This window comes from Mesorhizobium sp. WSM4836 (genome assembly GCF_055811815.1).
In genome coordinates, this window is the sequence record NZ_JBVVQF010000006.1 from 21,434 (window position 1) to 35,710 (window position 14,277).

Annotated in this window: 16 protein-coding genes and 2 tRNA genes; 6 read left to right on the plus strand and 12 right to left on the minus strand. The window is 59.8% G+C overall.

Annotated elements, in window-relative coordinates; translation table 11 throughout:
• Positions 1-163: 163 nt before the first annotated feature.
• The 5 genes from AC0L2P_RS09605 to AC0L2P_RS09625 form a co-directional block, all read right to left on the minus strand.
• On the minus strand, positions 164-2,947 hold the full coding sequence (locus AC0L2P_RS09605; RefSeq protein WP_473500998.1) for a valine--tRNA ligase: 2,784 nt from the start codon (positions 2,945-2,947) through the stop codon (positions 164-166).
• A 388-nt stretch (positions 2,948-3,335) separates the two neighbouring features.
• Positions 3,336-4,229, minus strand: coding sequence for a PopZ family protein (locus AC0L2P_RS09610; protein WP_473500999.1), 894 nt, complete (start codon positions 4,227-4,229; stop codon positions 3,336-3,338).
• Positions 4,230-4,428: 199 nt separating this feature from the next.
• The gene (locus tag AC0L2P_RS09615; RefSeq protein WP_473501000.1) at positions 4,429-5,820 is read right to left on the minus strand and encodes a TolC family outer membrane protein; all 1,392 of its coding nucleotides are present in this window, start codon (positions 5,818-5,820) and stop codon (positions 4,429-4,431) included.
• A 187-nt stretch (positions 5,821-6,007) separates the two neighbouring features.
• Positions 6,008-6,676 (minus strand): protein-L-isoaspartate O-methyltransferase family protein, encoded by a 669-nt coding sequence (locus tag AC0L2P_RS09620; protein ID WP_473501001.1) that lies wholly within the window; start codon positions 6,674-6,676, stop codon positions 6,008-6,010.
• Positions 6,677-6,765: 89 nt separating this feature from the next.
• Positions 6,766-6,839 (minus strand) — tRNA-Cys (locus AC0L2P_RS09625).
• 216 nt (positions 6,840-7,055) lie between these two features.
• Between AC0L2P_RS09625 and AC0L2P_RS09630 the strand changes: the two genes are divergently transcribed.
• The gene (locus AC0L2P_RS09630; protein ID WP_473501002.1) at positions 7,056-7,256 is read left to right on the plus strand and encodes a hypothetical protein; all 201 of its coding nucleotides are present in this window, start codon (positions 7,056-7,058) and stop codon (positions 7,254-7,256) included.
• A 62-nt stretch (positions 7,257-7,318) separates the two neighbouring features.
• Here the strand turns inward: AC0L2P_RS09630 and AC0L2P_RS09635 are convergent, their stop codons facing one another.
• A complete protein-coding gene (locus AC0L2P_RS09635; RefSeq protein WP_473501003.1) occupies positions 7,319-7,579 on the minus strand; it encodes a PGPGW domain-containing protein in 261 nt (86 codons plus the stop codon).
• A gap of 220 nt (positions 7,580-7,799) precedes the next feature.
• Between AC0L2P_RS09635 and AC0L2P_RS09640 the strand changes: the two genes are divergently transcribed.
• From AC0L2P_RS09640 to AC0L2P_RS09655, 4 genes are all read left to right on the plus strand, one after another.
• Positions 7,800-7,874: transfer RNA gene (locus AC0L2P_RS09640), tRNA-Asn, on the plus strand.
• Positions 7,875-7,965: 91 nt separating this feature from the next.
• Positions 7,966-9,012, plus strand: coding sequence for a DUF6538 domain-containing protein (locus AC0L2P_RS09645; RefSeq protein ID WP_473501004.1), 1,047 nt, complete (start codon positions 7,966-7,968; stop codon positions 9,010-9,012).
• On the plus strand, positions 8,996-9,727 hold the full coding sequence (locus tag AC0L2P_RS09650; RefSeq protein ID WP_473501005.1) for a hypothetical protein: 732 nt from the start codon (positions 8,996-8,998) through the stop codon (positions 9,725-9,727). Before AC0L2P_RS09645 ends, AC0L2P_RS09650 begins: the two co-directional genes overlap by 17 nt.
• Before the next feature lie 988 nt (positions 9,728-10,715).
• Positions 10,716-10,979, plus strand: coding sequence for a hypothetical protein (locus AC0L2P_RS09655; RefSeq protein ID WP_473501006.1), 264 nt, complete (start codon positions 10,716-10,718; stop codon positions 10,977-10,979).
• 90 nt (positions 10,980-11,069) lie between these two features.
• Here the strand turns inward: AC0L2P_RS09655 and AC0L2P_RS09660 are convergent, their stop codons facing one another.
• Complete coding sequence (locus AC0L2P_RS09660) at positions 11,070-11,621, minus strand: hypothetical protein (protein WP_473501007.1); 552 nt, start codon at positions 11,619-11,621, stop codon at positions 11,070-11,072.
• An 89-nt stretch (positions 11,622-11,710) separates the two neighbouring features.
• Positions 11,711-11,893 (minus strand): DUF982 domain-containing protein, encoded by a 183-nt coding sequence (locus tag AC0L2P_RS09665; RefSeq protein WP_473501178.1) that lies wholly within the window; start codon positions 11,891-11,893, stop codon positions 11,711-11,713.
• 560 nt (positions 11,894-12,453) lie between these two features.
• On the opposite strand from AC0L2P_RS09665, the gene AC0L2P_RS09670 reads away from it, so the two are divergent.
• The gene (locus tag AC0L2P_RS09670) at positions 12,454-12,765 is read left to right on the plus strand and encodes a DUF6894 family protein (RefSeq protein ID WP_473501008.1); all 312 of its coding nucleotides are present in this window, start codon (positions 12,454-12,456) and stop codon (positions 12,763-12,765) included.
• A gap of 44 nt (positions 12,766-12,809) precedes the next feature.
• Here the strand turns inward: AC0L2P_RS09670 and AC0L2P_RS09675 are convergent, their stop codons facing one another.
• From AC0L2P_RS09675 to AC0L2P_RS09690, 4 genes are all read right to left on the minus strand, one after another.
• A complete protein-coding gene (locus AC0L2P_RS09675) occupies positions 12,810-13,010 on the minus strand; it encodes a hypothetical protein (protein WP_473501009.1) in 201 nt (66 codons plus the stop codon).
• A 12-nt stretch (positions 13,011-13,022) separates the two neighbouring features.
• Positions 13,023-13,238, minus strand: a complete 216-nt coding sequence (locus AC0L2P_RS09680) for a hypothetical protein (protein WP_473501010.1) — start codon at positions 13,236-13,238, stop codon at positions 13,023-13,025.
• A 522-nt stretch (positions 13,239-13,760) separates the two neighbouring features.
• Complete coding sequence (locus tag AC0L2P_RS09685; RefSeq protein WP_473501011.1) at positions 13,761-14,003, minus strand: DUF982 domain-containing protein; 243 nt, start codon at positions 14,001-14,003, stop codon at positions 13,761-13,763.
• Between the two features lie 4 nt (positions 14,004-14,007).
• Entirely contained in the window at positions 14,008-14,184 is a 177-nt protein-coding gene (locus tag AC0L2P_RS09690; protein ID WP_473501012.1) for a hypothetical protein, read from the minus strand.
• Between the last annotated feature and the right edge of the window lie 93 nt (positions 14,185-14,277).

A 14,277-nucleotide genomic window follows, 5' to 3' on the forward strand; every position in this document is an offset into this window, starting at 1 on the left:
TGCCGAGCCAGCCATTGTTACATTATGGCAACAATGGGGCAAAAACATTCAGTTTGCCTCAAGATTTACGCTGCGGAATGCCTATTTTCGTGGCAGGCGGCCCATCTGGAAAGCAGCTTCGTGACCGGCGAATCTGTTCGATCAGCCGGCTCAATTTGTTCGATCAGCCGGCATCGCGCACCCGCGTCAATGCCACCGAAAGCTTCTCTTGCGCCTCGCGATATTCGGCGAGCTTTTCGCGCTCGGCCTCCACCACCTCTTCCGGCGCGTTGGCGACAAATTTGTCGTTGGACAGCTTCTTGTAAAGCCGCGCTATTTCCTCGGTCACCCTCGCAAGCTCCTTCTGCAGGCGCGCTGCCTCGGCGGCAACGTCGATAAGGCTGCCGAGCGGCAGGCAGATGGTCGCCTCGTTGACGACGATCTGGGCGGATCCCCTGGGTGGCGTCTCGGCGAGCGAGATATCGCCGACCCGCGCCAGACGCTTGATAGCCGAGCCCTGACGCTCGAACCTTTCGCGTGTCGCTTCGTTGGCGCCGATCACTACGAGCGGTGCGATCGCCCCCGGCGGCACGTTCATCTCCGAACGCACCGAGCGGATGCCGGAGACGAGATCGACCAGCCAGTTGATATCGGCGGCGGCCGCCTCGTCCTCGAAGTCGGGCGACGGCCACGCGGCATGACAAAGCAGCGACGGCCGTTGCCTGCCCTCGCCGGCGGTTTCGGCCCACAGTTCCTCGGTCATGAACGGCATCATCGGATGCAGCAGCTTGTAGATCTCGTCGAGCACGAAGGCGACGCACGCCCTGCTCTCGGCCTTGGCGGCCTCGTCGGTGCCCATGAACACTGGCTTCAGCAGTTCCAGGTACCAGTCGCAGAACTGGTTCCAGACGAACCGGTAGGCAGCACCCGCCGCCTCGTTGAAACGGTACGAGGTGATGCCGTCGGTTATGTCGCGCGCGGCTCGCGTCAGCTCCGTCAGGATCCAGCGGTTGACCGCCAGCTTGGCCTCCTGCAGCCAGAAATCGTCGTCGCGCGCCACTTCGTTCATCTCGGCGAAGCGCGTCGCGTTCCACAGCTTGGTGCCGAAATTGCGATAACCGGCAATGCGGGCCGGATCGAGCTTAACGTCGCGCCCTTGCGCTGCCATTACCGTCAAGGTGAAGCGCAGCGCATCGGCGCCGTATTCGTCGATGAGCTCGAGCGGATCGATGACGTTGCCTTTCGACTTCGACATCTTCTGCCCGTTCTTGTCGCGAACCAGCGCATGGACATAGACGGTATGAAACGGCTCCTGATCCATGAAATGCAGGCCCATCATCATCATGCGGGCGACCCAGAAGAAGATGATGTCGAAACCGGTGACCAGCACGTTGGTCGGGTAATAGGTCTTCAGCTCCGGCGTCTGGTCCGGCCAGCCAAGCGTCGAGAACGGCCACAGCGCCGACGAGAACCATGTGTCGAGCACGTCCTCGTCGCGGGTCAGGATCTCGCCAGGCTGGAAATTCTCGAGCTTGTCCTCGACCCAGGCCTTCCACGGCCCTTCCAGCGCCAGATAATATTCGACGGCGGCACCGAGCGCTTCTTCCTCGGTCTTTTCGACAAAGATATGCCCGTCCGGCCCGTACCAGGCAGGGATCTGGTGGCCCCACCAGAGCTGGCGCGAAATGCACCAGGGCTGGATGTTCTCCATCCAGTCGAAATAGGTCTTTTCCCAGTTTTTGGGCACGAAATTGGTACGGCCCTCGCGCACCGAGGCTATGGCTGGCTTGGCCAGTTCCGCCGCATTGACATACCACTGATCGGTCAGAAACGGCTCGATCGGCACGCCGCCACGGTCGCCGTGCGGCACCGTGTGGCGATGCGGCTCGACCTTCTCGAGAAAGCCGTCCGCCTCCATCAGCTCGACGATCTTCTTGCGCGCATCGAAACGATCGAGGCCGTCGAGGCTGTCCCAGACGGCTTGGCGCTCCGGTGTCACTTCCAGCCCGGCGAGAAAGTCCTCATTGTCCTTGAGGCTCACCGCCGCATTGACGGTGAGAATGTTGACCGCCGGCAGCCGGTGGCGCTTGCCGACCTCGAAATCGTTGAAGTCATGCGCCGGCGTGATCTTGACCGCGCCGCTGCCTTTTTCGGGATCGGAATACTCGTCCGCGACCACCGGAATCCTGCGGCCGACGATCGGCAGAACAAGGTTTTTGCCGACGAGATGCCGGAAACGTTCGTCGTCGGGGTGGACTGCGACAGCCGTATCGCCCAGCATCGTCTCAGGGCGGGTCGTCGCAACGGTGATGAAGGTCTTCGGATTTTCCGGATCGAATGTCGTGCCTTCGACCGGATAGCGGAAGTGCCAGAGGTTGCCGTTGACCTCCTGCTGCTCGACCTCGAGATCCGAGATGGCGGTCAACAGCTTCGGGTCCCAGTTCACAAGGCGCTTGTCCTTGTAGATCAGCCCTTGCTTGTAGAGCGTCACGAACACTTCGAGCACGGCCTTGGACAGGCCCTCGTCCATGGTGAAGCGCTCCCGGCTCCAGTCGGCCGAGGCCCCGAGCCGCTTCAGCTGGTTGAGGATCGCGCCGCCGGACTCGGCCTTCCACTCCCACACCTTGTCGATGAACTCATCGCGCGTCAGGTCGCGGCGGTGGATCTGTTTTTCCATCAGCTGGCGCTCGACCACCATCTGCGTGGCGATGCCGGCGTGATCCATGCCCGGCTGCCACAAGACGTTCTTGCCACGCATGCGCTCGAAGCGCACCAGAATGTCCTGCAGCGTGTTGTTGAGCGCATGGCCCATATGCAGCGAGCCGGTGACATTCGGCGGCGGGATGACGATGGTGAAGGCTTCAGCCCCGTCCTCGGCCCCGGCTCCGGCCCGAAACGCGTCGGCCTCTTCCCAGATTCTGGCAATCTTCGGCTCGACGGCTTTGGCGTCGTAGGTCTTTTCGAGCATGGGGAAACGGTCCGCGCTGTCCGGAATTTGTGGTCCGGTGTAAATCGGAAGGTTGTTGCCAAGTCAACCGCAAGCGCGGCATGGCCAATAGATAGCGTCGGGATGGTTCGGTGCAACTCGCGGCACCGAATGTTGCAAGGCAATCGCTTCAGGTTTGCGCTGCCCCTCATTGCCCTGCCGGGCATTTCTCCCCGTATGGTGACGGGGAGAAAGACGCCTGTACTGAAGCTTTCGCCAGTCACGAACGTTGCGGAAAAGGCGCCTAAATTGCGGTCAACCCCTTCTCCCCGTCACTATACGGGGAGAAGGTGCCGGCAGGCGGATGAGGGGCAGCGCCGATTTCGACAATTCGCCGGTCGAGCCGCCTGTCGGCGTCTTCTCCGAATTGCTACTGCGCGCCGCGTGCGACGCGCTCGATTTCCTCGCGCACCAGCCGCTCGACAAGCGTCGGCAGGTTGTTGTCCAGCCAGTCTTGCAGCATGGGCCGCAGCATCTCCTCGGCCATCTCGTCAAAGGTCTTCTTGCTCCGGCTGGCAAACGCGTCGGAAAGCTCGCCGAAGGCGGCGGCAACCTGCCGGCCCGTGTGCTCCGACAGGATCGCCGGACGTGCGGGCGGCGCCTCGCCGGCCGCCGGATGCGCCAATTCGATTTTCGAAGATTCCGGGCCGATTTTGGAAGGTTCCGGGCTGATTTTCGAAGGTTCCGATCCGCCTTCCCAAGGCTCCGGCCCAATCTCCGAAGGCTCCGGCGCAGGTCCAGCAGTCGCCTCCCCCACGAAAACCTCGGCTTTCGGCTCGGCGTCCGGCGTCCGGGGTGGCTCGGCCCGCTCCGGCCTGGCCATCGCGTCGCCGACCGTGGCGATCTCGCGCCGCCAATCGGCGATGATGGTGTCGGTCGTCTCGGCAGCCTTGGCCGTCGCAGGCCGATCCGGCTTTGCTGTCGGTTCGGGAGCGATGTTCACCTCGGCCAGCGTGCCCGGTGCTTTTACCGGGCCGGGACGCAGCGGTGTTTCCGTGCGCGTGACGGGCGCGACCGATAGCTGCGCCGGCACCTCGGCCCGCGTGGCCGGCTTGGCGATCTCCAGTCCGCCACGCAGTTCGGAGCGGAACGCATCGCCCTCCGCTGCTCGCCCGGCTGCCGGCGCCGGTTGCAGATCCTGACGCAGCTCGTCCGCGTCGCCCGGCTGTTTGCGGCCGGTATCGCTGTCTTCGATGATCCTTCTGATGGAAGCCAGTATCTCTTCCATGGAAGGTTCGCGCTGTACGCTGCTTGCCGTCGCCATCGTCACATCCGCCGCCCTTGTGACTCGTTCTCAGATTTCCTGTCCGGCAAACGCCGGATTCGAATCATGGCAACAGCGTAACCGACGGAACGCCTTGGGAGAATCCCCAATCTGGCGACATCTCGGATTTCAACAGATTAGGGTCGGGAGTTGAAGCCCGCGCGTCGTTCGGGCGCGGGCTGAAAACACGGCCTGGCGATCAGCGGCCGTCCGGCGTGCGCAAGCCGATCCACTTGTCCTTGACGGCATTGTAATGCTCTTCGGGCCTGTACTTCGTCACGTTGAGCGCGAGGCGCTCCGCCGACAAATGGCCAACCGCCGAGAGGATGGCGTAGCTTGCCACCACCACGTCGCGTTCGGCGCTGACAAGATTGATCTTGGCAGTGATGAGGGTCGCCTGCGCGTTGAGCACGTCGAGCGTGGTGCGCTGGCCGACATTGCGCTCCTCGATGACGCCGCTCAAGGCAAGCTGTGCTGCGGCGACCACCTGCCGGTTGGCCGTGACGCTTTGCTGCGCGGCGGTGTATTGCGACCATGCCGAGGTCACGGCTTGGCGCACGGTGTCGCGGCTGACATCGACCTCGATACGGGCCTGGCTAAGTGATTCCTTTGATTGGCGAACCAATGCCGAGGTGCGGCCGCCGGAATAGATCGGTATCGTCAATGTCGCGCCGATGTTTGCCGAATTGATTACGCCATCCTGTGTCGAGGCGAGCGAGCCGGGCGCGGTGCCGCGATAGTCGCTCTCAACACCCGCCGACGCCGATAGTTGAGGCAGTAGCGCGCCTTCGGCAGACTTCACCGAAAACGCCGCCGCGTCGACCAGATGCGCGGTGGCGAGGATGGCCGGATGCTCGGCCGATGCGATCGCGATCGCCGCGTCGAGACTCGACGGCAACAGCTTCGACACCGGCGAAGCCGGCCTGAGCCTGCCCGGCTCGTCGCCGACGATCTGGCGATAGGTCGCAGCGCTTGCCAGCGCCGTGGCGCGGGCGGCGCTCAACTGCGCCACCGCGGAGGCACGCTCGGCGTCGGCTTGCGCGACGTCGGTGCGCGTACCTTCGCCGACCTCGAAGCGCGAACGCGCCGCACGCGCCTGCTCGGTCAGGAATTGCAGGTTCTGTTCGGTCAGCACGGCGACCTGGCGGTCGCGGATAACGTCCATATAGGCACTTGCCGCGTTGAAAAGAGTGTTTTCTTCGGCGTTACGCAGGCTTTCGAACGAAGCGCGGACCCGCGATTCGGCGGCCGCCACATTGTTCCTGGTCTGAAAACCGTCAAACAGCGTCTGATCGATCTCGACGCCGAAATTGCCGGTGGTTATCGAGATGTTTCGGTGCAACCGGTTGATGTGGTTGGCGGTATAATCAATGTTTCCGGAACCAGTGATGGTCGGGCGCCAGCCGGACTTGGCGATGGCGACGCCCTCGTCGGTGACGCGGGCGCCGGCGCGTGAAGAATTAAGCGAGGAATTGTTCTGATAGGCCTTTGAAAGTGCCCCGAGGATGGTTTCGGCCGAGGCGGCCAGTGGAGAAAGCGCTGTCGCCGAAACGAGGACAGCGGTAAAAAGCAACTTGCGTACAGACGGCACGTTATATTCCCTCATTCGTTTTGCACGGGAACTGCGCCACGCTGGCTTCTCCTTCGGATCAGCCGGCGCCGCGTTTTCTATCGTTCCCCCGCTGAAAGCCCCCAAGAAACACCCGGTTATGCAGATCAGCAACGATTGTTCAAACGCAAGCGATCATGACAACGCCTTCGCTGCAAGGCAAAATCACTCAGAATTCGAAGGCGGGAATACGTTCGAATCCCGGTAGTGGCTTAATTGCCGCATTAAATGCGCGTCTTCCCGTTACAACCCCTCCAGTCTTAATAAGAAGTCGGGCTACGCCCGCATTGCCCTGCCCTTCCACGGCGACGAGTCGGCCGCCTTCGGCAAGCTGGTCGAACAGCGCCGCCGGCACCTCCCCGACGCTGCCGCCGATCAGGATGACATCGTAAGGCGCCTTGGCGGCATGGCCTTGCGGCAGCGGCCCCTGGACCACGGTGACATTGTCGCAACCAAGTGCCGCGAGCGTCGACGTGGCGGTCTCGGCCAACGCCGCGTCGCTTTCCAGCGCCACCACGGAGCTTGCCAGCCGCGACAGGATCGCCGCCGCATAGCCGGTGCCGCAACCAACGTCGAGTGCCGAATCGCTTGGGCCGATATCGGCCAGCTGCATCAGCTTGGCCAATGGCGACGGTTCCATCAGATAGCGCGGACCATCCGCCGTATCGGCAATGCGGATATCCTCATCAATATAGGCAAGATCGCGCTGGTCCGCGCCGACAAAGGCCTCGCGCGGCACCACAAGCATCGCCTCGAGCAGCGGCGCGCTGGTCACGTCGGTGGTGCGGATCTGGCCGTCGACCATCTTCACCCGGCGTTCGGCAAAATCAGCGCTCATGTTCCAACCATCCGCTTGCCGCGCAGAGGCCGCGGCTGTTTCGACCGAAACTGAAGCCCCCTGGCGCTGACGCGCGGGAGCTCGGGTATTGGAGGCCTCGCCCGGAATCGAACCGGGGTGCAAGGATTTGCAGTCCTCTGCGTAACCACTCCGCCACGAGGCCTCGTTGCTCCCGGCGTTCCACCCGGCTCCAATAGGTTGCGGCGAAAATGCCGTCAAGCGGCCACCATGCATTCCCAACGGTTCTTCCGACATCGAGGCACTGCTTATCAATGCGATGCCATGCTAACAATCACATACTAGCTTGTCGTTAAGCATGATTCTCTGCTCCAGGAACCCGACACCGGCGGCCAGATTGGGGCAGATAGGAGGCTCCACCATGCTTCGAGCGGCTACGGAAAACGGCACACCGCGCGGATTGTCGCAGTCTGCAGAGCTTGTGCGCTACGCCATCGACCGCCTCAGCATAGAAGGCGCAAACAGCCTGCCGCCGCGCGACCGGGCGCGGCTGGCATCGGCTACCGCCGTTCTCAAGGAGCTTTGCGAACGCTTGGAAAGCTGCCTCGACCAACCTCGGTGATGCCTGGACGGACCGCGCCGCTCTCAAACAATTGCCTGTTTCCGCCTGTTAGCAGGGCAACCTCAATCCGGCCGGCGCCGTCGCTCCCACCAGACGACGAAGCGGCGCCGGTGACGGCGAACCGATGCGAATTCGTAGGAGAGCACCAGCAATCCGATCGGTACCATCCAGAAACCCAGGATCGGCAGGAAGCCGAGAATGCCGCCGATGATCAGCACGATGCCGATCGCAATCCTGAGGCCGCGCGAGCGCGGCATGGTGAACTGGCGGCCGAAGACCGAGATTTTCCGGGCCGGTGGCTGTTCGTCGCTCATTGCCGTCATGTGAAATGTCGATCCGTTTGCATCAGTAACACCGTCAGCCGGAAAAAGCCGCAAAGGCGTTTTCCGTTCCGTGACAGGCAAGAGACAGCTCATATGAGGGCGCTCGCCGGCGATTGCCAGAAAGCCTCGCGCCAAAAAGCCTCGAAAAAATGCGAAATGCTTCTTTGCAAAGCCGAAACGGGTTTGCTATAGGCTGCCCCACTCACGCAAGAGCCTCTGTTCCCCGGTAGCTCAGTGGTAGAGCAACCGGCTGTTAACCGGTTGGTCGCTGGTTCGAATCCGGCCCGGGGAGCCATTTAACGCCTCAAAGCCTTATATCCCAACGGTTGCAAGGGTTTGCGCTTCCCCCGAGGTACACCTTCAGGTACACCGAAGGGTACACGGGAATGATGATTTTAGTGCAATATCTTCAGAAGCGCGGCAAGGCCGGATGGCGTTATCGGCGCAAAGTACCCCCTGCCCTCAAGGCGTTTCTCGGTCGAGGTGAGATCGTTGTGCCGCTCGGGAAAACCGAGGCCGAAGCGATGGCACGATATAAGAAGGTCCATGCCGAAGCTGAGCGGCAACTGAAAGCCGCAGCACTGGGGATCAAAGCGCCTCAGGCTGTCTCGCTCGGGGCTGCAGACACGCCGCTGGACCGGTTCCAACGCGCCGACAAGCAAATCAGGCAATGGAAGCTTGACCCCGATTGGCAAAGCGGCGGCGGCGATTCCGACCACGAAGTGGTGGCGAGAGACGTGATAGCCGAGAGTATCGCCCAGAAGTATCCAGTTGGAGACGACGGCTACCCCGTTGAAGTCTCATCCAATGACGCCGCGCTGCTTCGGGCATTGATGTTAGGCGGCCGGGAAGTGCAGCCCGACCCCACCCTCGAAGACGCCCGGAAGCTCTATCTCGAAGAGAGGGTCGGGGACGACAAAACGAAGCAGATGGAACTCGATCGGATTTTCAAGCTGGTCAGAGAGGGACTCGGAAGGGACCGGAAACTTCGCAGCTTGAAGCGGCAAGATGCTAAGGAGGTCCGCGCCCACATGATTGACGGCCGGAAGGCCTCATCCGTGGACCGTTACTTCAACGTGGTGCGCGCTGCTATCAATCACGCCATTCGCGAATATGACCTAAAGATCACAAACCCTTTCATGTACCTGGAGGCGGCTCCCAAGGACAAGGCCGAGCCCGACAAGGACAAACGTCGCCCGTTCACCCTGGACGAAGCCGCAGCAATACGCGCCCGCATCATGTCAACGGCCAAGGAAGACCTTCAGCACATCTGGAGGCTGCTGGACGGCACAGGCAGCCGCCTTGCAGAAGCTTCCGGGCTCAGGGTGTCTGACATACACCTCGATCATGCATCGCCGCATATCCGAGATCGGTGCTTTTCTATCGCACGGGACTCAGGGATTGAGGGGCGCACGATTGAAGGAGTTCCTTAATCTGTGCCTCAGGCTCCAATCCAGCAATCGCGCTGATCCGGTCATCAATTATGCGCTGTCCGTGATAGAAAGTTCATCGATTGGAGCTTCTGATACCTCAACTATGGAGTCCTTCCTGCTAAAGGCGGCGGTAGTGGCTCCAAACTCGATGGACCGCATCTGCAGGCTAATCTTAGATGTTCAACACCGCACCAAGAGTGTGTCTACAAAACGTATTGGAGAGAGGTTTTTAAGTTTAGCGGAAACTGCCCTTGAGAATGGGCATACTTACGAGGTTATCTGGTTACTCTATACGCTCCGTGGGCTTGGACGTCCTGTTGATTGCAGGAAGCTGTGTCTAGCGATGGAAAGTGTACAATCCAGTTCGATCGGGTTGATACTTTTGGACATGAAGGAAAAAGGCAAACTTATTGGAAAATTGCCAATCGATACCTGGCAGCGCAAAATCAACGAGGAAAGTATCCTCACTGGTTGGACTTGGTTGCTGGCTTACGAGGGCTTCCGCCATGGCTGGTTGGCTGACAAGCATGGCTTGATGGCAAGCCCGTTCCTAAAGCCTATGGCTGACCGTGACGTGGTTTTCTACGATCCGAAGAGGAACATCCGAACCTCCAAGAGCTTTGTTGCAGTCAGGAGCGTTCACCGGAAACGCGACCGCATGGAAATAAAGATGCTCATGGAGTTCCTGAGGGGAGTCGATTCGGAAGGCTATTAACGCTGTCCCTAAGGATGGCGAGTACAGACCTCCGACCATCGACGGTTCTGCTTCGCTCCACGCTGGTGATTGAAGATGGAGTGCCGCTATGTAAGGTGCCGGCCGGTTCTCGACCGTGTCCGCCATTTGGAGGCAAGGGATATGGCTTCTTTGCGGTCCTGCGGGCTGGTTGCGCCGGACGTCCGCTTTCGAGAAGGAAATTCGCCCCGGAGGAGCGCGCTTGGGTGACGGATTGTCGTATGGCTGCCAAGACGGAGAGGCAAAAAAGGTCAAAGCAGGCTCTCTCAGTCCTCGTCCCGCCAAATAACCCGCCGCACCGTTCTTGTTTCGGCAAGCCGCGTGACCCGAATGTCCTGCCGTTCTCGTGCCGTCGGGTTTTGTGTCTCGACATGCATGGACTCGTTCTTGTCGCACCGTTCGCAGGTCATTTTGTCCCCCACCAGTTCGGCCTCAGGTCCCCGGCTGATGCCAGCGCTTGACGTTGCAGAGCCCGCAATGAATGCGCACAAGCTGCCCTGCCTCGTGGGCATTGCTGAGCTTCCATTCGCTGCCGCGTTTACGTCTTCCACCAGTGTCAGGCATGGCCCAAAGTAGGAACTAATTCCTCCTCCGGTCAATCCACCACTGACAATTTCGTTCCACTTTTGTTCACTGCTGGAGCGCGCCATTAGGAGACACTCAGGTGGAACCACACAATGCCGCTTTGACAGCCCCAGAGAGACCAACAGCCATGGGAGAACAAACCGAGAGATCGCAGGAACAGCAACTTGATTCTCACGACTGGGAGCTTGCGACCGCCGAGGCCATAGCAGCCCATGGTGGCGCCAGAGAAGCCGTCAAGGTGCTTCTTGTCGCCAACGCTGCCCTGGAGCGTGAGCTGGCCCTAGCGGCCCCCGCTTTGAGCCATGGGTTTAGCAGGGGATGGCACCGCCGAAGATGGTACGCCAGCGACGCCGAATAAGGCTCGCATCAGAGGAAGGCCGTCAGCATGTCGGAGAGCACCCTACCGCAGCAGAAGACTCCCAAGCTCATTGTCGTCACTGCCTTCGACCGTGATGACACTGGCGACCTTCAGCCTGTCTTCGGTCCAGCCGAGCAGCAGTCGGAAGATCGGGCCATAAGGACCGCGAAGGCTCTTGCGGGCAAACATGTCGGTGTCATTGCGTGGTCCCGTGATGCTAACTCGGCGCTGGGCGAATACGGCGAGCCGACGACGCTCTTTGTTGGGGGCGACGTACCTGACATGGAGTGACGGTTGGCCGGTTCCCCAAGGCTCCCCTGAAGTTCTCCTCAGGGCGTAGCCGAGGGGGCACAGGGACACGGGAAGCCCCCACCCCACATGTTACTTCCTCCCGCACTGCACTACGACAGCGTCATTCATTGCTTTGTCGGCGTAGAAGTAGAATTTCATAAAGTCGTCGACTATGCCCACGGCTTGCGCATTCTCAATGCATTCCTGCACTGCCTCTCCAGAGCGCTTAGAGGCGGCCAGACACGCTCCGATTTTTTTGCCCCCAGGCTGCATAATTTCTGGCGACAACAAACGACGCATCAATCGATTATCGCTTCCACGACTGCCGCGACCAAAAATCTTCATCCGAAGCATCAGGGAGATCTTTCTGTCAGACATATTGGACTTATTTAAATCCTCTAGAACAATCTGATTATCGATGTAATGTGAAAGTATTTCTGTCGGTTTTACTTCGCCTGTCGCCACTCTGTGCCAAATAGAGCGGAATGCGTCGTCGCATTTACCTGACAGAACCATCTTCACGAATGCCTTTTCGTCGAAATCAGAATTATTTTGTGCCAGCGCTCCTAAGACGTCGAAGGCGAGTGCTATGGTCAGAGTTGACACATGCAAGATTTTCAAGAATGCGTTTTTATCTTTCATAACATCCCTCATCCGTCATCTCCATCAACGAACAGGAACTCGATCACCCGGCGGTTGCCGGTGTTGATTTCCACCGTGACCGGCATGCCCTAATCAGACGGGGGACGCGGTAGCAAGCGGAATGCAGACCTAACCAGAGGAGCGTAGCATCCCTCCTCCTTAGCAGCCTCGAAGGCCATACGTGCCTCTTCTGGGGACGCTCCGCCCGCCAATGCCTCTGTGCAGAGCTGCAGAGCCTTCTTCCACTTGGGTCCCGTCTTGGTCAGATGGATTTGTGAGCCGTCGGGGAATGCCGGTGGATACTACCCGTCATTGTCCGCTACTGACAGCCGAAGGGCATCGGCAACTTCGAGTATGGCGTCCCTTATCTCTTGGTCTGTCGCGACCAAATGAGGTGCCGCCTCCCGAACCCGGCGTAACGCGACAGAAATCGATATTGTGTCCCCCCAGTCAGCCCTGTTGAGGACTGCATCAATTGCCTGCTCCAAAACTGGATTGATCCTTGCAACGCCCATCCAACCCCCCGGTTGTAAGGGTTCGATGATACTACCGCAGTCTTAAGGATCAATTCGATGGACGAAAGCGTCCGAGGGCTCCTCAGCTATCTCCTGCTCTCGCTGGTCAAACGCGTCCAGCAATACGGCAAAGAGCGCCGGCATATCTTAATCGACTTCCAATCCAAGCCGCACTGACAGGCAGAGGGTCACCGCCTTGTGCCAGCGAGGTCCTCTCCGGGTCCACGTCTTGAGCTGCTCGAGGGCTGCCCTCGCGTTGAACACCGGCGGGACGAACCAATAGGTTGCCAGGAGGGGAATCTAGGGCGGCAAGGGCCGTGTACAGCAATCGTGACGCAAGCGTGAACCATTCCCGCGTTACTCTGTTCCTAGGGATGCCCCGGTTTTTCTTCCACTTCACCGATACCGACCAAGTCTTCCCCGATGTTGAAGGTAGCGATCTGCCCAACCTCGAAGCTGCGAAAAAAGAGGCGGTGAAGGCCTTGGTTGAGATTACTAAAGATAAGCTGCCGGATGGCCCCTATCGAGAATTTGTGATGGCTGTTCGCGACGAGACGGACGAGACGTTCTTAGAGGCAGTGATCAAGTTCGAGCTGCGGGTCCACAAGGACTCCGCGGAGAACCAATGAGTTGCGATGAGGGGAATCTGGGGCGGCCCGAACCGGCTGACCAACTAGAACGTCGGCCTGATCTCGCGCTCCAGGGCAATGCGGGCCTTCAGTAGTGAGACCAACAGCCACTGCAAAACGGCCTCGTCCTTCTCGGCAGGTTCACCGAAGCGCCGGTCGCGTTCAACAATTCTGTCTTGTATCGACACAAGGGTCTCATAACGAGCGACAAGGCTCGTCACGGCTTCCTGATGATGGGAGGTCATGCGCTTTCCACGCTACAATCGGGCATAAAGTCGAAGGCGTTCATAAAGAACAGCCTCGTCGAACACGCCGTCCGAGAAGAGTTCCATTGCGCTCACGCTCAGGCGCTCCGCCTGCTCGCTTCCTACTGGAATACCTTCCTCGGCGCACACGCGATCGAAGACCTGCTTCAAGAGAACCAGGTCGCCAGGATAGGCAATGCCACTCATGGAACTGCTGCTACTGGTCATAGGCTGTTCCTACCATTGGCTTGCGCTGGACAGCTACTCCGACCGTCGAAACACACGAACAGGCCCATGGCAGTTGCTGCCTCGACAATCGCCTCGGTTAGTACGTCGTCAGATGCCACCAGATAAGGCGCAGACTCCCGAACTTCGTTTAGTGCCGCTTTGATCGAGACAGTGTCGCGGCGGTCCGCCCTGTTGATGAGTGCGAAGATTACTTGCTCTAGAACTGGACTGAGTCTTTGCACGACGCTCGTCAGCCTCCCCAGGGACACGCCGAAGGGCATAGTACTCTCGCCGTGATCGGCATCAACGATGAGTAAAAATCGTACAAAATTGGTTCAGGGTGCTGGGCGGGTTGCCATGAGGATGAACTTAGAGCGGGAAGAGCTGGCTGCCCAACTCGGTTGTAGCGCCTCACGCATTTGGGAACAAATGCAGGGCCCCGCCGGTTAACGCGGTCGATCCTTCTCGGTGCAGCCACTGTTGGGGTTCCGCCGCCAATTCCTCTCGGTCGCGGGCCTCACCCTACGGGGGAACTAACGTGCCCTGCTCCTTAGCGGCAGCCAGGAATGCCTTCCGGGCCTCCTCAGGTTCCATCTGGTCGGAAATCACAGCGATGCAGACGCGCACCGCGAGGTCCCACTGAAGGCCATGGTTGGTCCACTTCAGGAGTTCCTCAGCGGCTGCTTCAGCGTTTCTGACCTTGCGCGTCGAACCGCTACCCTCGGTCCTGACAGGGACCGGCGGGGAGAACCAATGGAGCGCCATGCAGTCACTCTTTGTCGGCCCGATCAAGTTCCTGCAGCAAGTCCCTTTGCTCAGCCGACAGCTCCCGTTCTACAGGCAGATTTAGCAGGTTGCGAAGGTAATTGCGGATTACCTCTGAGGTGATCCACCGCCGCACAACCTCGGCGATGACCTTCTGTTTTGTTTTGTCGACTTCAGGCATGGGCGGCCTACGTGCCAATAAGACCGAACCTTCCGGCGAACAGATTTGTTCCTCGGGAATGCTTGGTAAAAATTTCTGAGCGGGGGATCGGAT